Source organism: Micromonospora sp. NBC_00858 (assembly GCF_045207365.1).
Taxonomy (GTDB): domain Bacteria; phylum Actinomycetota; class Actinomycetes; order Mycobacteriales; family Micromonosporaceae; genus Micromonospora.
In genome coordinates this window covers 3775202-3798413 of record NZ_CP108828.1, presented here as the reverse complement: position 1 = coordinate 3798413, position 23212 = coordinate 3775202, and the positions used below count along the sequence as shown (strand labels likewise).

Below are 23212 nucleotides of genomic sequence, written 5' to 3'. Positions count from 1 at the left end.
CAATGGGCGGCGTGGACGACAAGAGCCTGACCGAGAACAGCGCCGCCACCAACCGGACGAGCCTGTGGGGTGGCCGGTTCGCCGGCGGCCCCGCCGAGGCGCTCGCCCGGCTGTCGGTGAGCGTGCAGTTCGACTGGCGCCTGGCCCCGTACGACATCGCGGGTTCCCGGGCGCACGCCCGGGTGCTGGCGGGGGCCGGCCTGCTCGACCCCGACGAGCTGGGCCGGATCCTGGCCGCCCTGGACGACCTGGAGGCCGCCTGCGCCTCCGGGGCGTTCCGTCCCACGGTCGACGACGAGGACGTGCACACCGCGCTGGAGCGCGGGCTGCTGGAGCGGCTGGGCAGCCTCGGCGGCAAGCTGCGCGCCGGCCGGTCCCGTAACGACCAGGTCGCCACCGACCTGCGGCTCTACCTGCGCGACCACGCCCGGGGCGTGGCCAGCCGACTGGTCGAGCTGGCCGATGCGCTGGTCGAGCAGGCCGAGCGGCACGTCGACACCGCCGCGCCCGGCATGACCCACCTGCAGCACGCCCAGCCGGTCACCTTCGGGCACTGGCTGCTCGCCCACGTGCAGCCGCTGCTGCGGGACCTGGAGCGGCTGCGTGACTGGGACCACCGGGCGGCGATCAGCCCGCTGGGCGCTGGCGCGCTGGCCGGCTCCGGGCTGCCGCTCGACCCGGTGGCCGTGGCCAAGGAGTTGGGCTTCCGCACGTCGTTCGCCAACTCGATGGACGCCGTCGCCGACCGGGACTTCGTCGCCGAGTTCCTCTTCACCACCGCCCTGATCGGGGTGCACCTGTCCCGGCTCGGCGAGGAGGTGGTGCTCTGGACCTCGCACGAGTTCGGCTGGGTGGAGCTGGACGACGCGTTCGCCACCGGCTCGTCGATCATGCCGCAGAAGAAGAACGCGGACATCGCCGAGCTGGCCCGGGGCAAGTCCGGCCGGCTGGTCGGCGGCCTGATGGCCGTCCTCACCATGCTCAAGGGTCTGCCGATGACCTACGACCGGGACATGCAGGAGGACAAGGAGCCGGCCTTCGACGCGGTCGACACCCTGGAGCTGCTGCTGCCGGCGCTGGCGGGGATGATCTCCACGATGACCGTGCGGGTGGACCGGCTGGTGGCCGCCGCGCCGGTCGGCTTCTCGCTGGCCACGGAAGTGGCCGACTGGCTGGTCCGCAGGGGCGTGCCGTTCCGTGACGCGCACGAGATCACCGGCCGGCTGGTGGCGCTCTGCGCGGTCCGGGAGTGCGAGCTGGAGGAGGTCTCCGACGCCGATCTGGCCGCGGTCAGCGAGCACCTCGACCCGTCGGTGCGCGATGTGCTCTCGGTCCGTTCGGCCCTCGCGGCCCGGACCACCCCCGGCTCCACCGGCCCCGGCCCGGTCGCCGACCAACTGGCCGCCGCCGCGGACCGGCTGGTCGGCTGGCGGGAGTGGGCCACCGAGCGGGTCGTACCCCGCTGATCCCAACGTGGCGCCGGCGCGACTCGCCGCCGGCGCCGCGGTCCGTTCAGGCCGTCGGGCGCTCCCGCTTCGGGAGCTTGGCCACCACCATGTCGTACGACGCGTCGACCGCCTCGGTGAGCTCGTCCTCGTCGATCCCGCCGTCCAGGCGCAGGGTGTTCCACCCGGACCGGCCGATGTAGGCCATCACCCGGGCGTCGTCGGGGTGGCGGTGCAGCCACTCGTCGGCGACCTCACGGGTCTGGCCGCACTTCACCCCGACCGTCGGGTTTCCCTCGCCGTTGCCGAGGAAGGCGAAGATCCGGCCGCCGACCTTCACCACCTCGTCGCCCTCCCATGGCCGGTCCAGCCACGCCCCCGGCTTGGCCAGGCAGTACGCCAGCATCTCCGCGCGCTCCATGGGTGCCTCCCGGAATCGTCGTGCGCACAGTCTGCGCGCCCGGCCGGCGTGCGGCATGCCAGTCGGCCGGGCGGGTCGCCACGCCGTCAGCGTGTCTGCTCGGCCGAGCGGGCGGCGACCCGCTCGTAGCGCTGTCGGGCGGCCTGCGCGCTGCCCAGGCCCAGCCCGTACGCGATGGCCTGCCAGGTCAGCCCCCGGTCGCGGGCCAGCGTCAACAGCCCGGCTTCCAGGGCATCCAACTCCGCGCGGACGTGCGGCAGCAGGGTCAGCGCGGCCGTGAGGTCGGCGCCGTCGACCGGCTCCTCCGTGGGCTCCCGCTCGGCTCCACCCGCGGCCAGGGCGGTGACCAGGGCCACCGCCTCCCACGGGTCCAGCACGTACGGATGCGCCCAGCGCCCTCGCTGAGCGTCGGTGCCGGCGTGTCGCTCGCTGATCCGTTGCAGCGCCTCGTGGGTGCGGTGGGCGCGGACACGAGCCGGGTTCGGCGCGGTGAACGGGTCGTCGGTCGTCATGGTCCGATCACAGCTCATCAACGGAGTCTTGTCAACAGAATGTTGAAAGCCGCCCGACCGCGCCGACGGCCGGATGGTCTTGCCCTTGACCGGCCCGGTCGGGTTGAAGGCGGCAACGGCGTCGTCGAGGGTCGCGACGTGGCCGATGTTCGTCCGCAGTCGCCCATCCCGGACCCGCTGGACGACTCGAACGACGTCTGAACGCCGGACGGCTAGGTCATGTCGTTCTCGAACGCGGTGAGCTCCTCGTCGTGGTCGCCTTCCGCGGGTTCGTGCTGGGGGTAGGCGCCAGCGCCGGGATGGACCTTGTCGATGAGATCGAGGTATTCCGGGTTGCGGGCAATGAACTCACCCACGACCGGGCAGATGACGGTGATCTTCTTCCCGCTCTCGCGGATCTCGTCCAGCACGCGAGCGATGAGCTCCGTGGCCACCCGATTGCGTCGGTAGGCGGGGTCGACCCAGGTCGTTAGCAGCACGACACGGCCGCCCACGAACCGGTACGGGAGCTCGGCGATCGCTTCGGCGCCGAGGGCGGCGATCCAGCGACCGCGCTCCGCGTCGTTGATGACATCGAGCTCCCAGCTGGATTCCACCTCGCTGAGACTTGTCTCGTTCAGAGCAGCGATGAGCGCCGCGTTGTTCTCTTCCCGGGTGGCCGCCTCGGCCTCGAGATTGATCGTCATTGTCACATTTCTGTTGGGGGAGCTAATAGGTGGGTTTAGGACAAATGGGTGTGAACCTGGGTCACTCCCGGGTGCTCGGGGTCGATGAGGTCGGCGTACTCGGGGTTGTGCTCGATGAAGGTGCGCACGATCGGGCACCTGATGGTGACCGTCTTGCCTTGCACGCGCACGTCGTCCAGGACGCGTCGGATCAGCTCGGTGGCGATGCCCTGTTTGCGGAACTCGGGGAACACCGAGGTGGCCACCAGCACGAGTCGGTCGTCTCCGGCAACGTTGTAGGTCAGCCCGGCCACCTCTCGGTCCCCGACGATGGCGTCGTAGATGCCGAGTTTCTCGTCGTTGACGACTTGGAAGTCGAACGCGGGGGCGTGGGGATCGTCGATTACCTCGTCGATGAGGACGGCCTGGTCCTGGCTGAGGGTGCCTTTCTCGTCGGGGTATCCGGCCTCGTCGGGGTACTCGACGGCGTAGCGGGTCGGCTCGGTTGGGTCGGTCATCGGGGTGTGCCTTCGTTGATGGTCATCAGATCTCTCCCGGGTCGTGGCGGTAGTCGTACTCGCCCAGCCGCATGTCGTCGACGGGACGTGAAGGCCCAGCCATCGACGTACTTCTCGCTCCTGCGGGGTCGTTCTCGTGCTTGGGTGTGCCGAGTCCTTACGAGCGAACGCGGATGATCGTCTTTCCCTTGATCCGCTCGGTCGGGTTGAAGGCGGCGACGGCGTCGTCGAGGGTCGCGACGTTGCCGATGTTCGTCCGCAGTCGTCCGTCCCGCACCCGCCGGACGATCTCGCCCAGTTGGGCGCGATCGGACACGACGACGAAATCGACCGCCAGGCCGTCCGCGGGCCGCGCCTCGGGCGGCCCGACGACAGACACCAGCGTTCCTCCGGCTCGAATCAGGCCTGCGGACCGCTTCCCGATGTCACCGCCGATGACATCGAAAACCAGATCGACTCCGCCGACGTCTTCCAGGGCGTCGTTGCCGAGGTCGACGAACTCCTGCGCGCCGAAGTCGAGCGCGGTCTGACGGTCGGCAGCGCGTCCGGTGCCGATGACGTAGGCGCCGAACTCACATGCGAGCTGCGTCACCATCGAACCGACTGCGCCGGCCGCGCCGTGCACGAGGACGCTCTGCCCCGTCTGAAGGCGGCCGTGCTCGAACAGTCCCTGCCACGCGGTCAGGCCCGAGATCGGCAGGCTCGCGCCCACCGTGAAGTCGACGGCGGCGGGCAGCGGCGCGAGGTTACGCGCCTCGACGGCCACATACTCCGCCAGGGTGCCGTCGCGAGTCCAGTCCGTGAGGCCGAACACCCGCTGTCCCACAGACAGTCCCGTCGTGCCATAGCCGAGAGCGGTGACCACTCCGGCCAGCTCGTGCCCAGGGATCGACGGCGTCCGGTCACGGCCGAGGCGATCGGTCCAGGTCGAGGGCCACGCCATCTCAGTCGGGACGAATCCCGACGCATGAACCTGAACGACGACGTCGTTCAGCGCCGGTTCCGGCTCGGGCCGCTCCACCAGCGTCATCCCGGCCGTTCCCGCAGCCTCGTCCGTCACCACAATCGCCTTCATCTGGTACCTCCTTTTATCCAGTCCTCGTTCGCACGGTCACGAGGAGCAAATTTCGTTTTAACAGCATTAGCGGCGCTCGCCTGGGCGTCTTACCACGCTGATCGGTAGCGGTTGTGGCGCGAGGGTGTCGAGGAACGAGCGCGACAGCGAAGTCGTCGGTAGGACGGCGCCGGGGTCGAGGCCCCGCTGGCGCGATCCCGGCGTTACGTGTCGACCTGGTCGCGGTCGGTCAGCTCGGCTGTGATGCCCCATGCCTTTCCGTTCTGCGACAAGGCGTCGACCGCGGCCCCGACCTTGTCCTGGTCTCGGCCCGTGATCACGCCGGTGCCGCCCCCGGCGACGACTTGGTGGGCCGTGGCGAGGCCCATGCCGCTGCTGCCGCCGACGACCACGGCCTTACGGCCCTCGAAACTCTCACTCATGACAGTTGTTCCTTACCCACTGAATGGCGATTTGTGTTTGGCAGCAACCGGTTCCCCGGGAGTGGCGCGACGTCCGTAGAACTCGGCGCCGGTGGGCAAGTCGGACCGTTCGTCGCCAGCGGAGGCACACAGCCGGACGCCCCGAACCTAGTCGCGGTAGAACTGGTCGGTCAAGTCCACTCTTAGGGTCAAGCGGATGCTACTGTGACGGCGAAGTGTCCCAGGTCAACCACCGTAACGACGGCACCCAGTCGGCCACGACCGGGCATTCTGTCCGGACTCTATGGTCCACAAAAGGTGAGGGCTGCGGGAATACAACCGGTCCGTAGGGTGTCTGTACATTCGCGCGTCCAGGTGCGTTTCGCCTGGTTCCTCAGCTTCACGCCGAAAGGCCGGGAAGGGAGAGCTTTGCCCCAGCAGACCCAGTACCACAAGAACCCGGAGGCCGTTTCGCGGCTCGACCCGGAGCAGTACCGCGTGACCCAGCAGGACGGCACCGAGCGCGCGTTCGCCAACGCCTACTGGGACAACCACGAGCCCGGCATCTACGTCGACGTCGTGTCCGGCGAGCCGCTGTTCGCATCGGTCGACAAGTACGACAGCAACTCCGGCTGGCCGAGCTTCACGAAGCCGGTCGCCAAGACGAACGTCGTCGAGCGCGAAGACTCCAGCCACGGGATGATCCGGACTGAGGCCCGCTCGCGGCACGGGGACAGCCACCTCGGCCACGTCTTCAACGACGGTCCCCCCGACAAGGGTGGACTGCGCTACTGCATCAACTCCGCGTCGTTGCGGTTCATCCACCTCGACCACCTGGAGAACGCAGGGTACGGCGAATACCGCACCCTGTTCAGGAGTGACACCAAAACTGACACCGACGACAAGTAGGGAGACAACGTGACCACCGAAAAGGCGATCCTCGCCGGCGGCTGCTTCTGGGGCATGGAGGAGTTGTTCCGCCGCCAGCCCGGCGTCGTGTCCACGCGCGTCGGCTACAGCGGTGGCGACGTCCCGAACGCCACCTACCGCGACCACGGCACCCACGCGGAGTCCATCGAGGTCGTCTACGACACCGAGAAGACCGACTTCCGCGCGCTGCTCGAGTTCTTCTTCCAGGTGCACGACCCCTCGACGAAGAACCGCCAGGGCAACGACATCGGCATCAGCTACCGCTCGGCGATCTTCTACGCCAGCGACGAGCAGAAGCGGGTCGCCGAGGACACGATCGCCGACGTCGACGCCTCGGGCCTGTGGCCCGGCAAGGTCGTCACCGAGGTGACCCCGGCGGGCGACTTCTGGGAGGCTGAGCCCGAGCACCAGAACTACCTGCAGACCTACCCCAACGGTTACACCTGCCACTTCCCGCGCCCCGGGTGGAAGCTCCCGAAGCGGGCGGCGGCCTGACACCTCCGGCGCGCGGACCCCTGGTCTGCGCGCCGGCCAGGGATGTCTTCGTCTGCCGGGAGCGGGACACGCGACAGTGATTCCCTCTTGTTGTTTCATGGCCGCAGCCAGGATCAGCTGCGGGTGATGCGTGTGACGTGCAGACGCAGGTCAAAGAGGTTGACACGCGCTGACCTCCGGCGCGCCGCTCACGATGCATCGGCCGAGCAACTCCTGAGCAGCAGCAACTTGCCACAGCGAGGACCAAGCAGTCCAGGAAGAGACCCGCCCTATCGATGATCTCGCGGACGGACACCCGTTCAATCAAGCCGTCGGCGCATACGTTCGTTCTTCACCATCACGCGAATGCGACATGACGCCGGATGGACTCCAAGGTCCCATTCTCCATGGGTTATCTGGCGCGCTGGATACACTTGACCGATGAGCGACGAGCAGTTGGCTGCGCCGACGAATCAGCGGAGGATCAGTCAACGGGGCATCGCGACGCGAGAGCGGATCCTCGAGGCGGCGAACCGGCTAATGTTCGTGCGCGGGGTGAACGCGACGACCCTTGACGACGTCCGCGAGGCCAGCCAGACGAGCAAGTCTCAGCTCTACCGCCACTTCGCCGACAAGCAGGAGCTCGTGCGCGCGTTGGTCAAATATCGAGGCGCGCTTGTGCTTCAGCGCGAGCGCGGAGGGCTCGAACGACTGAGATCGTTCTCAGGGCTGGTCCGGTGGCGTAACGCGCTGGTCCAGGCCAACTCGCTGAACAACGGCAAATACGGGTGCGGCCTTGGGTCGATGGCTGTCGAGCTGTCCGATCAGGATGAGCAGGCTCGATCGATGCTGTCGGAGACGTTTACGGCATGGGAAAAGCTGATCAGTGATGGTCTGCACCGGATGCGGGACAGCGGTGCACTGCGCCAGGACGCCGACCCGGAGAAGTTGGCCACGGGGTTGATGGCAGCTTTGCAAGGCGGCTACTTGCTGGCGAACGCCGCGCACAACGTCGCACCCATGGAAGTTGCTCTGGACATGGCGCTGGAAAACATCAGATCGTTCCTCTTGGAGCCGTCCGGCGAGCCGACCCGTTAATTGAGCCCTTTCATCGTGACCAGGCTGGTCACGACCGGTGCGAGCAGCCCGGAGATCGATGAGGGCGAGGCTCCAGGTCAGGCAGCAGTCGAACCACGATGCCCCGACCGGGAGCCTCGCCGTGCTGTCTCACCCCGCCACGATCCCGCTGTCCGGCCGAACCCTGAACCACCTCGCTGAGTGCCTCCGTAACCACCGCCAGCAGCGTCGATCCCGGTGGCGGCGCCTGGACCCCGCCCGGCAAGCCCTACTCACCCTCGCCCATCTGCGCAACGGCGACACCTACGCCCGCCTCGCAGCGGGTTCGGCATCGGCGTCGCCACCGCCTGGCGCTACGTCCGCGAAGCTGTCGCTCTACTCACCGCAGCGGCGCGGTGAGAAAGCTGCCATCGAGTCGTTCCTCGCGTCGTTGGATCGCCTCGTGCTGCGACTGCGGATCACTGAGTATCGATGTTCCTCATGTTGTCCGGATTTGAGTCGGCCCGAGTCGCGGGAGGCGCCGACGGTCGCCGCCCTGATGCGTGAACGACGGCATATCCTAGCCTTAGCGGACTGACGAGTCCATATCTGGGTTTGGCATCGAGCGAGTTCAGCGGGGGGCGTCTTGGTCCGAATCGCCTTTCAGTGCAGCTTAAGGCACCCCGAGGTGATGGTTCACGAGGGCCGAGCGGTTCTGGCCACGAGCGATCAACTGGACTATCTAGTCCGCGAAGGCTAGCCTGCGGAGGTACCCGGTCACGGGGTTATACGCCCGGCCACAGCCCCCGCTCAGACTGCGGCTCGGCTGCTGCTGGACCCGCGTATCTGGACCGTCACTACCAGGATCTACAGGAAGGCACGGCTGATGGAAACCGATCGGGATCGTGTCGTCGCATCCGCCCGAGCTGTCCTTCCGGCCACTGAGCGCCGGCGCACGGACATGACCACCCGCGGCTTCACGTTCGTCGCCGATGAACCGCACAACGGCGCACTCGGCGAAGGCCCGACGCCGACGGAGTACCTGTTGATGGCGCTCGCGTCGTGCACTGCTCAGACGCTGCGGCAGTATGTCGACTATAAGTACGACACCGCCGGTGACATCACCGTCGAGATCGACTACCACGAACCCGACCAGGAAGGCGCAGAGCGTTACCTGCAGCGCACGATCACGCTGAGTGAAGAACCTGACCCCGACGACTTGAAGGTGATGCATGACATTGCCGAGAAGTCCCCAGTGACCCTGCTGATTCAGTTCGCATGGAGCGTGAGGACAGAGTTCGTCGGGCCGCGCTGAAATCAGGCCGCTTGCTGCTCGGCGATCACGGCCGAGCAGCAACCGGTTGTCGTTCCGCCCCAGGCGGCGACAGTGTTTCCGTCGACCGCGACAGCTTGAACGCGATGCGGCGCCTTGCATGCGGCGCAGGTCCTGGTCCTGGCGGCTGGCCGGTGACTCGTGCCGGCAGCTCAGGACTGAGTCGGTGCGGTCGGCTCGGTGACGGCCGAGCAGGGCGAACTCGTCGGAGGTCGTGTCGTCGGGGATCGGCAGCCCGTGGCGCTGCAAATGCCTGGTTCACGCGTGCCCGGACGAGGTCGCGGTAATGACGGGCCGTGCACGAGCCGTGCGCGTAGAGGTCGGCGTACGTGGAGAGCAGTTCGGGATGCTGGCGGCGCAGCCAGGCGAAGAACAGGTCTGTGACGCCGCGCATCAGGTACAGCGGTGTCGGGAGAAGTTGCCTGCCCCTGCGTCGGCCAGGGTGCCGATCAACTCGTCGATCTGCTCGGTGCTGTCTGTCAGTTCGGGCAGGATCGGCGCGACGAACACGATGGGGTGAGGCCGGCATCGCGCATGGCTCGCAGTGATCGGCCGGGCCACGGTGGACGGTGCGCCGGGTTCGAGCGAGCGTTGCAGTGCCTCGTCGAGGAAGGCGATGGACATGCCGAGCTCGACGTTGACGCGCTGAGCTGCGACAGCGAGCTGATCCAGGTCGCGGCCTGGCCGCGCTGATCCTGCTGGCCGGCGCGCTCGGCGACCGCTACGGCCACAGGCGAATCCTCCTCGTGGGTATGGCCGGGTTCACTATCGCGTCGATCATGTGCGCGGTCGTCCCGACCATGAACTCACTGATAGTCGCCCGCATCCTGCAGGGCATCGGCGGGCCTCGTCGCTCTCTGCGCAGTCGGCCACAGCTGGGGCAGCGCGATCAGTACTGAACCGAGAGGTCGCGTGCCCGCATTTGCGGCACGTGATCTAGCTATCCATGCTGGCCCGGCCAGCGCGTCGGAAGGTGACGTGTGACCGAAACCAAGATGAGCGACCGAACGATCTCGAAGCGGAATCTAGCGGCACCGCTGCGAGCCTTTCTGCGAACTGAGTCCGGCAGCGCCCGCGTGCTCGTGGCCGCCATCGTCGCCGCACTGCTCTGGGCCAACATCGACCTCGGCTCCTACGAAGCCGTCTGGCGCACCCAACTGTCCCTGCGCCTCGGGCACCTCGAGCTCTCCCGCGACCTGCACACCTGGATCAACAGCGGCTTGATGACTCTGTTCTTCCTGGTCGTCGGCCTTGAGGCGCGGCGCGAGTTCGACCTCGGCGACCTACGCGACCGGCGACGTTTCGTGCTGCCCAGCGTGGCCGGCGTGATCGGCATGCTGATCCCGGTGCTGATCTTCCTGGTGATCAACCACGGCGGGCCGGGCGCGCATGGCTGGGGCGTGGCTATGTCGACCGACACCGCCCTCGCGTTGGGCCTGCTTGCATTGCTCGGCCGGGGCGTGCCCGACCGGGTCCGGATCTTCCTGCTCACCGTGTTCGTGGTCGACGACTTGATCGCACTCATCGTCATCGCCCTGGTCTACAGCGACGACATCAAGATGATGCCAATCGTGGTGGCCGTAGCGGCGTTCGCGGTCATGCTGGCCATCCGCGCAGCCGGCGTCCGACGTGGCTCGGCGTACGTGCCGGTCGCCATCGTGATGTGGGGCGCGCTGCTGGTCAGCGGAGTCGACCCGGTGGTGACCGGACTGGCCATCGGGTTGACCGCGTTCGCCTACTCTCCCGGCCGAGCTGAGCTCGAGCAGGTCAGCGGGCTGTTCCGGTCGTTCCGTGAGCAGCCGACGCCCACGCTCGCGCGTACGGCTTCGATCGGCCTCGCGAATACGCTATCGCCCAACGACCGCCTTCAGCGCATCTACCACCCTTGGTCCAGCTACGCCATCGTGCCGCTGTTCGGCCTGGCCAACGCTGGCATCAGCATCGACGGTCCGTTCCTGGCCCAGGCGTTCACGTCGCCTGTCACCTGGGGCGTGCTGCTCGGGTATGTCGTCGGCAAGCCGCTCGCCGTGATCGGCACCTCGGCCGGGCTCACCTGGATCTCACACGGCCGCATCCGTCCGGCCGTGGGCTGGGCGGGCGTGCTCGGCAGCGGCACGATCGCCGGTGTCAGCTTCACGGTGTCGCTGCTGATCGCCAGCCTGGCCTTCACCGGCGACCAACTGGCCGAGGCCAAAGTCGGGGTGCTCAGCGCCGCGATCGTATCCTCAGCGCTGACCTGGAACGCGTTCCGCGTCACCAACATGTTGCCCAGGGACAAGCGCACCCGGGCGCTCTTCGGCGACATGACGGAGCTGATCGACCTCATCCCAGGAGTCGACGAGAAGCAGGACCACGTCCGCGGCCCAGCCGGTGCGTCGGTAACGCTGGTGCAGTACGGCGACTTCCAGTGCCCGTACTGCGGGAAGGCCGAGCCAGTCGTCCGGCAGTTGCTGGGCCACGCCGACCTGCGTTTCGTGTGGCGTCACCTGCCTCTGTCAGACGTGCACCCGCAAGCCCGGCTAGCAGCCGAGGCCGCCGAAGCAGCGGCCGCTCAGGGCAAGTTCTGGCAGATGCACGACCTGCTGCTCGAACACCAGGACAAGCTGAACATCACTGATCTAATCAAATACGCCGGAGACCTCGGTCTGGATCAGAAACGCTTCCACGACGATCTGGTAAGCCAGGCCCACGCCGGCCGCATCGAAAGCGACATCGACTCGGCCGACAACAGCGGAGTGTCCGGCACCCCGACGTTCTTCATCAACGGCCGCCGCCACTACGGCGCCTACGACATCACGGCCTTGACCGCCGCCATTCGTATGGCCCGAGCCCGGGCCCGCCTCGGCCGCGAGGCACCAGCGACCCGTAAATAAGCGCGTTCCGTTGACTCGACAGCACGCCGGTCGGCCGTCAGATCGACGGGCGCCGGGACCGACGCCGAGTAGCGTCGTCACCAGCAGCGGGTGAATGACCTGTGCGGTCGCGACCTGCGACACGTCGTCGTAGCGGTATCCCGATACCGGATCGACCACTGCGGGTTCGAGTAGCCCGATTTCGTGATAGTTGGGCAGCTGCTTGACGCTCAGAAACGTCATCTTCGCGACGTCCCCGATACTCAGCCCCGCACTCCCATGACCACCAACCTCCCCTCTCCCACGGGGGGAGAGTCAACTGATCCTCGGAACCGCACTGAAAGCCGTGTCGTGCCACATATCACCTGGCGTTCGCTCAGCCAGTGCCACTTGGGCGGGCAGCTAACTAACCGCACCGGGTTGGCGAGACGCCGCCCCGTGCGGGATGCGGTCGTGCTCTTACCGGCCGGCTGAAATCGTCACTGAGAACCGACAGTACTGTCGGGGTCATGGACCTGCTGCCGGAGGACCGCGCCGTCGACGCCGACCTGGCGATGCTGGGGGACCTGCTCGCCGGCCCGCTGCTGCCGGCCGCGCGCGGGCTGCTGGGCTGTCGGCTGGACGCTGGCGGGGTCACCGTCCGGATCACCGAGGTCGAGGCGTACGCCGGGACGGCCGGTGACCCGGCCTCGCACGCGCATCGGGGGCGCACCCCGCGCAACGCGGTGATGTTCGGGCCGGCCGGGCACGCCTACGTCTACTTCACCTACGGGATGCACTGGTGCATGAACGTGGTCACCGGGGTCGAGGGGGAGGCCGCCGCGGTGCTGTTGCGCGCCGGGGAGGTGGTCGACGGCCTGGCCACGGCGCGGGCTCGTCGACTGGCGGTGCGTCGGGACGTGGACCTGGCCCGTGGTCCGGCCCGGCTCTGCGCCGCGCTCGGGATCGACCGGGCGGCGTACGGCGGGTACCTGCTCGGCGACGGGCCGGTCCGGTTGCGTCCGCCGGAGCGTCCGGTGTCGGCCCAGGCGGTGGTCGCCGGGCCGCGGGTCGGCGTGACCGGGGCGCACGACGTGCCGTGGCGGTTCTGGCTCGACGGTGACCCGACGGTCAGCGCGTACCGGCGGCACGTGCCCCGCGCCCGGGGCTGAGCGCCCGGCCCCGGCGTGTGCCCTGGTGAAACTGTCGGTGGGTGTGGCCATAATCACCGCACCTGCACGCCGACGGTTCGGAGGACGTCATGACAACGCTGCTCGCGATCGGCACGGCCAAGGGGTTGTTTCTCGCCACCAGCGCCGACGACCGGCGCAACTGGGAGATCACCGGCCCGCATTTCCCGATGACCGGCGTCTACTCGGTCGCGGTCGACACCCGCCGCCCCACCCCGCGGCTGCTCGCCGGGGTGACCAGCTCACACTTCGGGCCCAGCGTGGCCACCAGCGACGACCTCGGCGCCTCGTGGGACGAGCCCGACCAGGCCCCGGTCGCCTTCCCGGCCGACACCGGCGCGACGCTGGGGCGGGTCTGGCAGCTGATGCCGGCCGGCCCGGACGAGCCGGACGTGGTCTGGGCCGGCACCGAGCCCTCGGCGCTGTTCCGCTCCACCGACGGCGGTCGCAGCTTCGAGCTGGTCCGGTCGCTGTGGGACCACCCGCACCGGCCCGAGTGGGGGGCCGGGTTCGGCGGCCAGGCCGTGCACACCGTGCTGCCGCACCCGCGTGACCCGGCTCGGCTGCTGGTCGCCATGTCGACCGGCGGGGTCTACCGCTCGGAGGACGCCGGGGCGAGTTGGGCGCCGGGCAACACCGGCATCCGTGCGTACTTCATGCCCGACGAGTGGCCGGAGTTCGGCCAGTGCGTGCACAAGGTCGCCCGGGACGCCAGCAACCCCGAGCGGCTGTACGCGCAGAACCACCACGGCGTCTACCGCTCCGACGACGACGGCCGCACCTGGTCCTCGATCGCCGATGGGCTGCCCAGCGACTTCGGCTTCGCCATGGTGTCCCACCCGGCGCGGGCCGGCATGGTGTGGACCTTCCCGCTGGTGGCCGACAGCGAGCGGTTCCCGACCGACCACCGCTGCCGGGTGTTCCGCTCGGCCGACGCCGGCGGCAAGTGGGAGCCGTTGTCGGTGGGGCTGCCCGAAGGGCCGTTCTACCCGGCGGTGCTGCGCGACGCGATGTGCGCCGACGACGCCACCCCGGGCGGGGTCTACTTCGGCACCCGCTCCGGTGAGGTCTACGCCAGTCGCGACGAGGGCGACTCCTGGTCGTTGGTGGCCGCGCACCTGCCCGACGTGCTCTGCGTCCGCGCTGCGGCGGTGTGAGGTGGTCACCGTGCTGCTGCCCGGCCCGCTGCGCGGCGAGGCGGGCGGCGCCAGCCGGCTGAGCGTCACCGCGGCCGGGACGCTGCGGGCGGTCCTCGACGAGGTGGCCGCCGATCATCCGCGGCTGGCCCGGCGGATCCGCGACGAGCGTGGCGAGCTGCGCCGTTACGTCAACGTCTTCGTCGACGGGGAGGATTGCCGGCATTCCGGCGGGCTGGCCACCCCGGTGGGTGACGGTGCCGAGGTGCAGGTGCTGCCCTCGGTCGCGGGGGGCTGAGCCGGCACCCTACGTCCGTTGTCGGGTGACCGGCGCCACCGAGGGGCGTACCGCCGACGGAATAGTTGACTCGTCAAATATGTTGGGCGCAGTGTCCGGATACCACGGACCCGTTCGACACTTGAGGAGCTGGTCATGCAGTTCGGAGTCTTCACCGTCGGCGACGTCACGGTCGACCCGACCACCGGTCGGGAGCCGACCGAGCATGAGCGGATCAAGGCGATGGTCACCATCGCGCTCAAGGCCGAAGAGGTCGGCCTGGACGTCTTCGCCACCGGCGAGCACCACAACCCGCCGTTCGTGCCCTCGTCGCCGACCACGATGCTCGGCTACATCGCGGCGCGTACCGAGCGGCTGCTGCTGTCCACCGCGACCACGCTGATCACCACCAACGACCCGGTGAAGATCGCCGAGGACTACGCGATGCTCCAGCACCTCGCCGACGGCCGGGTTGACCTGATGATGGGCCGGGGCAACACCGGCCCGGTGTACCCGTGGTTCGGCAAGGACATCCGCGCCGGCATCCCCCTGGCCATCGAGAACTACGACCTGCTGCGCCGGCTCTGGCGCGAGGACGTGGTCGACTGGAAGGGCCGCCACCGCACCCCGCTGCAGTCGTTCACCTCGACGCCGCGCCCGCTCGACGGGGTTCCCCCGTTCGTCTGGCACGGCTCGATCCGCAGCCCGGAGATCGCCGAGCAGGCCGCGTACTACGGTGACGGCTTCTTCGCCAACCACATCTTCTGGCCGAAGGAGCACACCCAGCGGATGGTCGGGCTCTACCGGGAGCGGTACGCGCACTACGGCCACGGCTCCGCCGACCAGGCCATCGTCGGCCTCGGCGGGCAGGTGTTCATGCGGCGCAACTCGCAGGACGCGGTCCGGGAGTTCCGGCCCTACTTCGACAACGCGCCGGTCTACGGGCACGGGCCGTCGCTGGAGGAGTTCAGCCGGGAGACCCCGCTGACCGTGGGCAGCCCACAGCAGGTCATCGACCGGACGCTCAGCTTCCGCGACTACGTCGGTGACTACCAGCGGCAGTTGTTCCTGATGGACCACGCCGGGCTGCCCCTGAAGACGGTGCTCGAGCAGCTCGACCTGCTCGGCGAGGAGGTCGTGCCGGTGCTGCGTAAGGAGTTCGCCGCACTGCGCCCGGCGCACGTGCCGGAGGCGCCCACGCACGCCTCGCTGGTGGCCAATGCCGGCGGCACCAAGGACAGCACCGTCCACGCCGTCGACGACGTGACGGGTAAGGCGCCCGAGGTGGCCCGGTGACCCGCCGCACCCTCGCCGTGATCTCGGCCGGCCTCAGCCAGCCCTCGTCCACCCGGCTGCTCGCCGACCAGCTCGCCGCGGCGACCCGCGACGAGCTGGTCCGGCGCGGCGCCGAGGTGGAGCTGCGCGTCGTCGACCTGCGCGAGTACGCCCACGACGTCATGAACAACCTGCTCACCGGATTCCCGCCGGCCGCCCTGCGCGGGGCCCTCGACGCGGTGACCGGGGCCGACGGGATCATCGCCGTCACCCCGATCTTCAACGCGTCGTACAGCGGGCTGTTCAAGTCCTTCTTCGACGTGGTGGAGTCCGAGTCGCTGGTCGACCGGCCGGTGCTGATCGCCGCCACCGGGGGCACCGCCCGGCACTCGCTGGCCCTGGAGCACGCCGTCCGCCCGATGTTCAGCTACCTGCGGGCGGTGGTGGTCCCCACCACGGTCTTCGCGGCCCCGGAGGACTGGTCCGGTGGCACCGCCGACGGCGCGTTGCGGGGTCGGATCAGGCGCGCCGCCGGGGAGTTGGCCGACCAGGTCGAGCGGCGGCTGCCGGTCAGCGGCCCCGCCGACCCGTTCGCCCTCACCACCGACTTCCTGCAGATGCTCGGCCGGGGCGACGACGACCAGGTCAGCCCTCCCGGTCGTACGGATGAGCGACCAGCACCGGGCAGTGCGCGTGCTGGATCGCCGCCTGGCTGACCGAGCCGAGCAACAGCCCGGTGAATCCGCGCCGGCCCCGGGTGCCCACGACCAGCAGCGACGCTCCGCCGCTCGCCTCGATGAGCCCCTGGGCCGTGCCGGCCGCCCGGACCGGATGCTCCCGCACCACCAGGCCGGGATGGTCGGCCCGGACGGCGGCGGACGCGTCGGCCAGCAGCCGCACCGCCTCCGCGTGGTACGCGGCCTGTGACTCCTCGACCTCGTCCGGGACCGGCCGGTCGCCGTCCGGCGGGCCGACATGCACCAGCACCAGCGGGACGTCGCGGAGCGCCGCCTCGTCGGCGCCGTACCGGGCGGCGAGCCGGGACGACTCGGATCCGTCCACGCCGACCAGCACCGGCTCGTTCACCGGGATCGGCTGCTCGTCCGGGCGGACCACCAGCACCGGGCAGTGCGCGTGCGCGGCCACCTGCGCACCGACCGAGCCGAGCAGCAGCCCGACGAACCCGCCCAGCCCTCGACTGCCCACCACGACGAGTTCGGCACGCCGGGACGCCTCGACCATGGTGGCGCCGGGACCGCCGGCGACCTGGCGTACCTCGACGTCGAGGCCGGGCCAGCGGTCGGCCAGGTCGGCCGCCGTGCGTTCCAACATCTTCTGCGCCTCCTCGGAGGGCGCCGGCACCCCGAGGTCGTACGGGTTGAGCGGCACGCCGTAGCCGAGCGGGTGCAGGTAGCCGTGTACGAGGAGCAGCGGCCGGGACCGGAGCAGGGCGGCACGGGCCGCGTGTTCCGCGGCGACGAGGCTGGACGGCGATCCGTCCACACCCACCACGACAGGTCGGTTCATCGGCTCTCCCTCGGTCGGTCAGGTCATTGTCGACGCACCCGGCGTGCGACGCCGGCATTTGCTTCGACGCGCTGCCGCGTCGGCCGGAGCAACGGCCGACGCGGCGGGGCCGGCGACGTTAGTCCTTGCGGCTCCCAGCCTGGTGCCGCACGATCGCCAGCGGACCCTTCGCGTGGTGCAGCACCGTGTGGCTGACCGAGCCGAGCAGCATCCCGCCGAGGGCACCGCGTCCGTGCGCCCCGACCACGGTCAGCTGCGCCGCCGCGGACTCCTCGATCAGCACCCGGGCCGGTGCCCCGTAGACGACTCGCTGCCGCACCGGCACCTCCGGGTACCGCTCGGACCAGCCGGCCACGGCTTCGGCGAGGGTTCGCTCCTCCGCGGCGGTGGCCGCGTCCAGGTCGTACACCAACGGGAGCACCTCACCCGCGATGAACGACGTCGGGATCTGCCAGGCGTGCACCGCTACCAGCGTGGTGTCCCGCCGTGCGGCCTCGGCGAACGCGAAGCCGAGCGCCTCGGTGGACAGCGCCGACCCGTCGACGCCCACCACCACCGGACCGTCGGCCCGAGACTCGCCCCGGACCACCAGCACCGGGCAGTCGGCGCGGGCGGAAACCTGAACGGCCGTCGAGCCCACCAGCAGTTCCGTGAAGCCGCCGAGACCACGGTGGCCGAGCACCAGCAGCGCCGCGTCGCGGGTCGCGCGCAGCAACACCGGCGTGGGCGTGCCGTCGACCACCGCGCCAGTGACCGGCAGGTCCGCGGAGACCTTCTTGGCCTCGGCGACCGCCTCGGCGACGAGTTCGTCGGCCTCGCGGCGAAGCCCGACATCGGTTGGCAGCGGGCCCTGCACGGTCGCGTACAGCGGCCAGACGAACGCGTGCACCACCCGCAGCGGAAGGTGTTGGGCGGCGGCTGCCTGGGCGCCCGCGCGTACCGCGTCCAGCGCGGAGGCGGAACCGTCGACACCCACCACGACGAAAGCACCGGTTCTGGTGGTCATCACATCCTCCTCTGTTCAACCTCAGCCTCCCTCCGCGCCGCCGCCCCGGTCAGAGGCATGGTGCCCGCGTCAAGGGGGACCAACGGCCCTGACGCGGCAGCCGTGGCAGGAGTCCGATGGACTCGCGACGAGTGACCAGAGGTCGAGGAAGGGGCGCCGCCATGACCGCGTTGGACGTTCTCCGGGAGCATCCCTTTCTCACCGGCGTGCCGCAGGAGTGGCTGCCGCGGCTGGCCGGGTACGCCCGGCCGGTGGTGTGGCATCCCGGGCACCGGGTGTTCCGCGCCGGCCAGCCGGCCGAACGGTTCTGGCTGATCAACCGCGGCGAGGTGGCGCTGGACTTCCCGGTGCCCGGCCGCGGAGACGTGGGGATCGAGACGATCGGCGCGGGCGGGGTGCTCGGCTGGTCCTGGATCTTCCCGCCGTACCGCTGGCAGTTCGGTGCGGTCGCGGTGCAACGCACCACGACAATCGAGTTCACGGCCGAGGGCGTGCGGCGGCTGATCGAATCCGATGACGCCCTTGGCCGGCAGCTCACCCTGCGGCTCATGGCCGTGGTGGTGGACCGGCTCCAGGCGTCCCGCAGCCGGCTGCGCGAGCTGTACGGCTATCCGGCCGCCTGACTCAGTAGACGGTCACCCCCCGTTCGGCGAACTGGCCGCAGACCCGGCTGGCCGCGGACCCGGGCCAGCAGGTCGGGGCCGGGTGGCGGGGTGTCGGCCCGGTGCCGTTCAGGTCTGCTGCTGTGCGCTCGGTCGGTGGTGACGGTCGGACGGCGGTCACGGCTGGATTGCCGGCGAGCGGGTTGGATTGGGTGTCGTTCGAGGTCATCCGGCCTGTCTTCGTCGTTGCCGGTCTGGTTCGGCTGGCACGGTTGCTGTACTTCGCTGCTGTACTGCTGGCGTCAGACGAGGCGCTGGATGCGGACCTTCGGGTGCTCTTGTCTCAGGTGGCCGTGCTTGTGTTGGCGGACCTGCTCGTCCCAGACCTCCTGGTCGTAGTCCGGGTTCGGCGGGATCCATCTGTGGGAGCCGTCGCTGTAGTGGAACTTCTCGTCGCCGGGTCGCAGGATGCTCCATCGGGTCCAGCCGAGGAACCGGTGGTGTAGGCGGCCGGCGGGGACGTGGGCCAGGTCCTCGGCGGCGTCGACGAGCTGAGCGGCCAGGTAGAGGGCGAGCGACACCGGGACGCGGTCGTACTCGGCTCGCAGCTCCCGCTGCCGCGTCTGGCAGGGCCAGTCGGCACCGCAACCGCCGCACGTCCAAGCGGGGCTGACCGGAAGGTGTGTGGTCATCTCGGCGCGTCCTGGCACGGCCAGTGGCCGCGGTTGATCGGAATAAGATGACGGCTTCGGCACGGCAGATCGCCTCCGCAGCGGCAGATACGCCGCCACTGCCGCCACGACCAGACGGGCCTGTGCCGGCGGGCGAGAGTGAGCGCCGCCGCCAGGACGTACTCGTCGTAGGACACGCGCCGCCGACTGTCCTCCCGCCTCTGCTGCCCGTAACCCGTTTCCGGCCCGGCGGGGACGGCACCTGTGGTGGAAGCAGTTGCATCGTTCGGTCTGAGCACAACGCCTCCCGCCGACGCTTGGGTCGGCTCACGGGCGGCCATCGAGTAGTTGGTCGAGGTTCACGGCGGCGGTGATCAGTGAGAGGTGGCTGAACGCCTGCGGGAAGTTGCCGACCTGCTCGCCGGTGGGGGTGATTTCCTCTGAGTAGAGGCCGAGGGGGCTGCTGTAGGTGAGCATCTTCTCGAAGGTCAGCGTGGCGTCTTCGAGCCGTCCGGACTGCGCGAGTGCCCGGACGTACCAGAAGCTGCACATGGTGAAGGTGTTCTCCTGGCCGGGCAGGCCGTCGGGTGAGGCGTTCGGGTCGTAGCGGTAGACGAGGCTGTCGGAGACCAGTGTTGCGTCCATGGCCCGCAGCGTTGACTGCCACATCAGGTCGTCAGGCGACACGAGTCCGATCGTGGGCATGATGAGCAGGGACCCGTCGAGGACGTCGGACGCGTAGTGCTGCACGAAGGCACCGGGTCCGGGGTGGAAGCCGCGGGCCATGATCTGGTCGTAGATCTGGTTTCGGGCACTCACCCACCGGTTGGTGTCGCCGGGTCGTCCGCGTCGGTGTGCGAGGCGGACAGCTCGGTCGAAGGCTACCCAGGACATCAGGCGCCCGTAGGTGAAGTCCTGGCGGCCGCCGCGGGTTTCCCAGATCCCGTCTTCGGGCTGGTCCCAGTTGTCGCAGAGCCAGTCCACTGTTCCTGCCGCGTTCATCCACCCCTCGCGGGTGGCCTGAAAACCGTGACAGTCGGCGACGTGGAGGGCCATGAGTACCTCGCCGTAGATGTCGAATTGCAGCTGGTTCGCGGCGCCGTTGCCAATGCGCACGGGTGCTGATCCGCGGTAACCCTCGAAGTGGTCGAGCGTCTCCTCGGTGATGTCTGATGAGCCGTCGACGCGGTACATGATCTGCGGCCGCGTCTCCCGTTCCTTGGCCTCCCGGACCCGGTCGTTCACCCAGTGCAGGTACTGCTGAGCTTCGTCGGTGAAGCCCAGGATGAGCAGCGCGCGCACCGAGAATGCCGCGTCGCGCATCCAGGTGTAGCGGTAGTCCCAGTTGCGTACCCCGCCGATCTGCTCGGGCAGGCCTGCGGTGGGGGCGGCGACCAGCGCGCCGGTCGGCGCGTACGTCATGAGTTTGAGCGTCATCGCGGACCGCTCGACCATCTCCCGCCAGCGGCCTGTGTACCGGGAGCGGCTGAGCCAGCGCCGCCAGAAGTCGCGGGTCTGCACGAGCAGGTCGCGCACCTCGCCCGTACCAATCACCCGCGGCTGATCAACCGATCCTGTTTCCAGGATCACCCCGCCGTAGGCGCCCTCATGGAACGTGCCGACGATGGATACGCCCTCCTTGCTACGTCGCATCTCCGCGTCGACCCTGAGCTCGTCGAAGCCGACGGGACTCAGGGTGAGGGTGAGGCTGGGACTGCGGAAGACGTGTCCCTCCGGGTACACGTCGAGCTCGTGCGGATCCCGGCCGTAGTTGAACCGGGGTTGGCAGTCGATACGGAACCGCACGCTGCCTCGGACGATCCGGATCATGCGGACCAGGCGGTGCCGGTCGGTCGCGACGTCTCCCGCGACGGGCATGAAATCCACCAGCTCACCCACGCCGTCCGCGCTGAGAAAGCGGGTGATAAGGATCGGCGTGCCGGGCAGGTACAACTGCTTACTCGTGTAGTCGACGCCATCGGGCGAGACCTGGAAGTGCCCACCCTTGTGCCGATCGAGCAGCCCACCGAACAGGCTCGGGGAGTCGAAGCGTGGGGCGCAGAACCAGTCCACCGTCCCGTCCATCGCCACGAGCGCCGCGGTCTGCAGGTCACCGATCAAGCCGTGGGCCTCCACAGCAGGGTACGAATCCAATGGACCTCCCACCCTCATCTCACCGACTACGGGCGGATACCCCTGAACGGGCGGGACACACCTCGCGGCTCGTAACTCGCGAACGTAACGCCTTGCTACCGGTACCGGCGGAAGAGCGCAGACGCGACAGCTGGACCACCGCAGCCCGTACTCGGGCGACACCCTGCGCCGGACGAGCGGTGCTTGGTGAAGGGGCCAGACGAGCAGCTGCCGACTACGCTCGACGACTCTGCCAGCTTGGCAGTTCGAGGCCGCCGCGCCGCTGTCTGAGCCGTCGTCGGTCGGCGCGCTCTCGGAGGGCACGAGCTTGCCACAGGACTGGATCGCGCAAACGACGTCCTGAGCGGGATCCGCGTGGAAAGAATGACGCCGTAAGGGGGCAAACCGTGAACTTGCTGAGCGTCCTGCCGCTTACGGTGGTGATGATCGCCGGTCCGCAGATCATCAGCGCCGTCTTCCTCGCCTCCAGCCGGGAGGCCAAGCGCAGCTCGCTCGCCTACCTGGTTGGGGCCGGCCTCGCCATGCTCATCGGGCTGACCGTCTGGTACTTCGTCTTCCACGCCGTACGGGGCATGGGCGGCGGGCACGGCAAGCATGCCGGTACTCGTCACCTGATCGACTGGGTGGTGTTGGCCGTGCTGTTGGCGCTGATGGTGATCGTCTTCGCCCGCCGCGAGCGGAGCCAGCCGCCGAAGTGGATGAGCAAGTTGCAGGCGGCCAGCCCCCGCTTCGCTTTCGGGTTGGGCTTTCTGCTCTTCATCGCCATGCCCACCGACGAAGGCACCATGCTGGTGGTCGCTGGAAGCCTGGCCGGGCACGACAAGCCCTGGTGGCACCTGCTGCCATTCCTGGTTCTGACGCTGCTGTTTCTGGCGTTGCCGCTACTCGCCCTGCTCGCGCTCGGTCAGCGCGCGGTGGCGGTGCTGCCGAAGATCCGGGACTGGGCCAACGCCCACTCGTGGCTGATCAGCGAGGCGGTCATCCTGATCTTCGTGGCAATCGTCGTTTCCGATCTGCTCAAGTAACCCACCTTCACCTGGGCGTCAATCGCTGGGCGGGTTGGCATGCATCTCCGTGCCGCGCGTCACCTGGTGTCAGGAAGGAGGTCCCGGTCAGCGGTGGCGGGTACGTGGCCGCCTCGAAGGTGACGGAGGGCGTGAGGTCTCCTACAACTTCCCGGACGAAGGATCCGCCGGAGCGATGGTCACCGGATGATGAGGCCTCGCCGCGCACCTCGGCCCGGGCCACCCGCGCCGTCAGCTCGTGCAACGGGGGAAGAAACTCGTGCAGCGGCGGGTCGATCAGGCGGATCGTCACCAGCAGCCCGTCCATCGCGGTCAGGATCTCCACGAAGTCGGCCCGCTGCAACGGCAGCAACACGTCCAAGGCGTCGGTCACCTCGCCCGGCCCGTCCGCCAGGATCAGCCGTTCCACCAGCACCCGACGCTCGCCGAGGAACATGTGCGCGGTGCGGCACAGACCGATGCCGGTGGCGCCGAACCGCCGGGCCCGCCGGGCGTCCGCGCCGGTGTCCGCGTTGGCCCGTACGCCCAGCCGGCGCACCGCGTCGGCGTGCCCGAGCAGCCGGTGCACCGCCGCGACCAGCGGGTCGGCCTGCGGCGCCAGGTCACCGGCGAGGTAGCGGGCGACCGGGGAGGGTGGTAACAGTCGCGCGTTGTTTCATCGTCTATCAACTTTCGTGGAAAATAATCG

Annotated in this window: 25 protein-coding genes and 2 pseudogenes; 15 read left to right on the top strand and 12 right to left on the bottom strand. The window is 69.1% G+C overall.

Annotation, left to right across the window (positions count from 1 at the left end):
- Positions 1–2: 2 nt before the first annotated feature.
- Positions 3–1466, top strand: coding sequence for an argininosuccinate lyase (gene argH, locus OG990_RS17690; protein WP_328426469.1), 1464 nt, complete (start codon positions 3–5; stop codon positions 1464–1466).
- Between the two features lie 46 nt (positions 1467–1512).
- On the opposite strand, the gene OG990_RS17685 is transcribed toward argH, so the two are convergent.
- From OG990_RS17685 to OG990_RS17660, 6 genes are all read right to left on the bottom strand, one after another.
- A complete protein-coding gene (locus tag OG990_RS17685) occupies positions 1513–1866 on the bottom strand; it encodes an MmcQ/YjbR family DNA-binding protein (protein ID WP_355605879.1) in 354 nt (117 codons plus the stop codon).
- Between the two features lie 86 nt (positions 1867–1952).
- Positions 1953–2378, bottom strand: coding sequence for a DNA-binding protein (locus OG990_RS17680; protein WP_386991670.1), 426 nt, complete (start codon positions 2376–2378; stop codon positions 1953–1955).
- 212 nt (positions 2379–2590) lie between these two features.
- Positions 2591–3064 carry a GNAT family N-acetyltransferase gene (locus OG990_RS17675; protein ID WP_406081554.1) on the bottom strand — a complete coding sequence of 158 codons (474 nt, stop codon included), beginning with the start codon at positions 3062–3064 and terminating at the stop codon, positions 2591–2593.
- 35 nt (positions 3065–3099) lie between these two features.
- On the bottom strand, positions 3100–3561 hold the full coding sequence (locus OG990_RS17670) for a GNAT family N-acetyltransferase (RefSeq protein WP_406081553.1): 462 nt from the start codon (positions 3559–3561) through the stop codon (positions 3100–3102).
- Positions 3562–3718: 157 nt separating this feature from the next.
- Positions 3719–4636, bottom strand: coding sequence for an NADP-dependent oxidoreductase (locus tag OG990_RS17665; RefSeq protein ID WP_406081552.1), 918 nt, complete (start codon positions 4634–4636; stop codon positions 3719–3721).
- A 203-nt stretch (positions 4637–4839) separates the two neighbouring features.
- Positions 4840–5058, bottom strand: a complete 219-nt coding sequence (locus tag OG990_RS17660) for an SDR family NAD(P)-dependent oxidoreductase (RefSeq protein WP_328414174.1) — start codon at positions 5056–5058, stop codon at positions 4840–4842.
- Positions 5059–5466: 408 nt separating this feature from the next.
- On the opposite strand from OG990_RS17660, the gene msrB reads away from it, so the two are divergent.
- The 5 genes and pseudogenes from msrB (at position 5467) to OG990_RS17635 (ending at position 8812) form a co-directional block, all read left to right on the top strand.
- Complete coding sequence (msrB, locus tag OG990_RS17655) at positions 5467–5946, top strand: peptide-methionine (R)-S-oxide reductase MsrB (RefSeq protein ID WP_406081550.1); 480 nt, start codon at positions 5467–5469, stop codon at positions 5944–5946.
- Between the two features lie 9 nt (positions 5947–5955).
- Positions 5956–6462 carry a peptide-methionine (S)-S-oxide reductase MsrA gene (gene msrA / locus OG990_RS17650; RefSeq protein ID WP_328414178.1) on the top strand — a complete coding sequence of 169 codons (507 nt, stop codon included), beginning with the start codon at positions 5956–5958 and terminating at the stop codon, positions 6460–6462.
- A gap of 420 nt (positions 6463–6882) precedes the next feature.
- Positions 6883–7539, top strand: coding sequence for a TetR/AcrR family transcriptional regulator (locus OG990_RS17645; RefSeq protein ID WP_406081549.1), 657 nt, complete (start codon positions 6883–6885; stop codon positions 7537–7539).
- Positions 7540–7660: 121 nt separating this feature from the next.
- A pseudogene (locus OG990_RS17640) lies at positions 7661–7911 on the top strand (transposase family protein); the annotation flags it as partial.
- 472 nt (positions 7912–8383) lie between these two features.
- Positions 8384–8812 carry an OsmC family protein gene (locus tag OG990_RS17635; protein WP_328414182.1) on the top strand — a complete coding sequence of 143 codons (429 nt, stop codon included), beginning with the start codon at positions 8384–8386 and terminating at the stop codon, positions 8810–8812.
- Positions 8813–9223: 411 nt separating this feature from the next.
- Here OG990_RS17635 and OG990_RS17630 read toward each other — a convergent pair whose 3' ends face one another.
- Positions 9224–9454 carry a hypothetical protein gene (locus tag OG990_RS17630; protein WP_406081547.1) on the bottom strand — a complete coding sequence of 77 codons (231 nt, stop codon included), beginning with the start codon at positions 9452–9454 and terminating at the stop codon, positions 9224–9226.
- Positions 9455–9480: 26 nt separating this feature from the next.
- Between OG990_RS17630 and OG990_RS17625 the strand changes: the two genes are divergently transcribed.
- From OG990_RS17625 to OG990_RS17595, 7 genes are all read left to right on the top strand, one after another.
- On the top strand, positions 9481–9729 hold the full coding sequence (locus OG990_RS17625; RefSeq protein WP_406081797.1) for an MFS transporter: 249 nt from the start codon (positions 9481–9483) through the stop codon (positions 9727–9729).
- 81 nt (positions 9730–9810) lie between these two features.
- Positions 9811–11703, top strand: a complete 1893-nt coding sequence (gene nhaA / locus OG990_RS17620; RefSeq protein ID WP_406081545.1) for a Na+/H+ antiporter NhaA — start codon at positions 9811–9813, stop codon at positions 11701–11703.
- Positions 11704–12191: 488 nt separating this feature from the next.
- Positions 12192–12833: a DNA-3-methyladenine glycosylase gene (locus OG990_RS17615; protein ID WP_386991650.1), complete on the top strand. Its 642-nt coding sequence runs from the start codon at positions 12192–12194 to the stop codon at positions 12831–12833.
- Positions 12834–12922: 89 nt separating this feature from the next.
- A complete protein-coding gene (locus tag OG990_RS17610; RefSeq protein WP_328414188.1) occupies positions 12923–14008 on the top strand; it encodes an exo-alpha-sialidase in 1086 nt (361 codons plus the stop codon).
- A 10-nt stretch (positions 14009–14018) separates the two neighbouring features.
- Positions 14019–14285 carry a ubiquitin-like small modifier protein 1 gene (locus tag OG990_RS17605; RefSeq protein ID WP_328414190.1) on the top strand — a complete coding sequence of 89 codons (267 nt, stop codon included), beginning with the start codon at positions 14019–14021 and terminating at the stop codon, positions 14283–14285.
- A gap of 135 nt (positions 14286–14420) precedes the next feature.
- Positions 14421–15560, top strand: coding sequence for an LLM class flavin-dependent oxidoreductase (locus tag OG990_RS17600; protein WP_386991646.1), 1140 nt, complete (start codon positions 14421–14423; stop codon positions 15558–15560).
- Positions 15557–16255 carry an FMN reductase gene (locus tag OG990_RS17595; protein ID WP_328414194.1) on the top strand — a complete coding sequence of 233 codons (699 nt, stop codon included), beginning with the start codon at positions 15557–15559 and terminating at the stop codon, positions 16253–16255. Before OG990_RS17600 ends, OG990_RS17595 begins: the two co-directional genes overlap by 4 nt.
- On the opposite strand, the gene OG990_RS17590 is transcribed toward OG990_RS17595, so the two are convergent.
- Complete coding sequence (locus OG990_RS17590; protein ID WP_406081543.1) at positions 16185–17066, bottom strand: universal stress protein; 882 nt, start codon at positions 17064–17066, stop codon at positions 16185–16187. The two genes, OG990_RS17595 and OG990_RS17590, sit on opposite strands and share 71 nt — an antisense overlap.
- A gap of 118 nt (positions 17067–17184) precedes the next feature.
- Entirely contained in the window at positions 17185–18072 is an 888-nt protein-coding gene (locus OG990_RS17585; protein WP_406081541.1) for a universal stress protein, read from the bottom strand.
- 161 nt (positions 18073–18233) lie between these two features.
- Here OG990_RS17585 and OG990_RS17580 point away from each other — a divergent pair, with 161 nt between their 5' ends.
- Positions 18234–18695, top strand: coding sequence for a cyclic nucleotide-binding domain-containing protein (locus OG990_RS17580; RefSeq protein WP_328414200.1), 462 nt, complete (start codon positions 18234–18236; stop codon positions 18693–18695).
- Positions 18696–18976: 281 nt separating this feature from the next.
- Here OG990_RS17580 and OG990_RS17575 read toward each other — a convergent pair whose 3' ends face one another.
- Both OG990_RS17575 and OG990_RS17570 read right to left on the bottom strand, forming a co-directional pair.
- The gene (locus tag OG990_RS17575) at positions 18977–19366 is read right to left on the bottom strand and encodes a hypothetical protein (RefSeq protein WP_406082000.1); all 390 of its coding nucleotides are present in this window, start codon (positions 19364–19366) and stop codon (positions 18977–18979) included.
- A gap of 306 nt (positions 19367–19672) precedes the next feature.
- Complete coding sequence (locus OG990_RS17570) at positions 19673–21499, bottom strand: glycoside hydrolase family 15 protein (RefSeq protein WP_406081539.1); 1827 nt, start codon at positions 21497–21499, stop codon at positions 19673–19675.
- A 386-nt stretch (positions 21500–21885) separates the two neighbouring features.
- Here OG990_RS17570 and OG990_RS17565 point away from each other — a divergent pair, with 386 nt between their 5' ends.
- Entirely contained in the window at positions 21886–22524 is a 639-nt protein-coding gene (locus OG990_RS17565) for a GAP family protein (protein ID WP_406081538.1), read from the top strand.
- A 196-nt stretch (positions 22525–22720) separates the two neighbouring features.
- Here OG990_RS17565 and OG990_RS17560 read toward each other — a convergent pair.
- A pseudogene (locus tag OG990_RS17560) lies at positions 22721–23158 on the bottom strand (putative PEP-binding protein); the annotation flags it as partial.
- Between the last annotated feature and the right edge of the window lie 54 nt (positions 23159–23212).

What these genes read in the sequence shown, in the direction of transcription:
- OG990_RS17670 (WP_406081553.1), bottom strand. Translation starts at nt 3,561, where the DNA reads ATGACCGACCCAACCGAGCCGACCCGCTACGCCGTCGAGTACCCCGAC.
- OG990_RS17675 (WP_406081554.1), bottom strand. Translation starts at nt 3,064, where the DNA reads ATGACGATCAATCTCGAGGCCGAGGCGGCCACCCGGGAAGAGAACAAC.
- OG990_RS17590 (WP_406081543.1), bottom strand. Translation starts at nt 17,066, where the DNA reads ATGAACCGACCTGTCGTGGTGGGTGTGGACGGATCGCCGTCCAGCCTC.
- OG990_RS17600 (WP_386991646.1), top strand. Translation starts at nt 14,421, where the DNA reads ATGCAGTTCGGAGTCTTCACCGTCGGCGACGTCACGGTCGACCCGACC.
- OG990_RS17575 (WP_406082000.1), bottom strand. Translation starts at nt 19,366, where the DNA reads ATGACCACACACCTTCCGGTCAGCCCCGCTTGGACGTGCGGCGGTTGC.
- OG990_RS17685 (WP_355605879.1), bottom strand. Translation starts at nt 1,866, where the DNA reads ATGGAGCGCGCGGAGATGCTGGCGTACTGCCTGGCCAAGCCGGGGGCG.
- OG990_RS17610 (WP_328414188.1), top strand. Translation starts at nt 12,923, where the DNA reads ATGACAACGCTGCTCGCGATCGGCACGGCCAAGGGGTTGTTTCTCGCC.
- OG990_RS17630 (WP_406081547.1), bottom strand. Translation starts at nt 9,454, where the DNA reads ATGTCCATCGCCTTCCTCGACGAGGCACTGCAACGCTCGCTCGAACCC.
- OG990_RS17615 (WP_386991650.1), top strand. Translation starts at nt 12,192, where the DNA reads ATGGACCTGCTGCCGGAGGACCGCGCCGTCGACGCCGACCTGGCGATG.
- OG990_RS17680 (WP_386991670.1), bottom strand. Translation starts at nt 2,378, where the DNA reads ATGACGACCGACGACCCGTTCACCGCGCCGAACCCGGCTCGTGTCCGC.
- OG990_RS17580 (WP_328414200.1), top strand. Translation starts at nt 18,234, where the DNA reads ATGACCGCGTTGGACGTTCTCCGGGAGCATCCCTTTCTCACCGGCGTG.
- OG990_RS17665 (WP_406081552.1), bottom strand. Translation starts at nt 4,636, where the DNA reads ATGAAGGCGATTGTGGTGACGGACGAGGCTGCGGGAACGGCCGGGATG.
- argH (WP_328426469.1), top strand. Translation starts at nt 3, where the DNA reads ATGGGCGGCGTGGACGACAAGAGCCTGACCGAGAACAGCGCCGCCACC.
- OG990_RS17660 (WP_328414174.1), bottom strand. Translation starts at nt 5,058, where the DNA reads ATGAGTGAGAGTTTCGAGGGCCGTAAGGCCGTGGTCGTCGGCGGCAGC.
- OG990_RS17635 (WP_328414182.1), top strand. Translation starts at nt 8,384, where the DNA reads ATGGAAACCGATCGGGATCGTGTCGTCGCATCCGCCCGAGCTGTCCTT.
- OG990_RS17645 (WP_406081549.1), top strand. Translation starts at nt 6,883, where the DNA reads ATGAGCGACGAGCAGTTGGCTGCGCCGACGAATCAGCGGAGGATCAGT.
- OG990_RS17585 (WP_406081541.1), bottom strand. Translation starts at nt 18,072, where the DNA reads ATGACCACCAGAACCGGTGCTTTCGTCGTGGTGGGTGTCGACGGTTCC.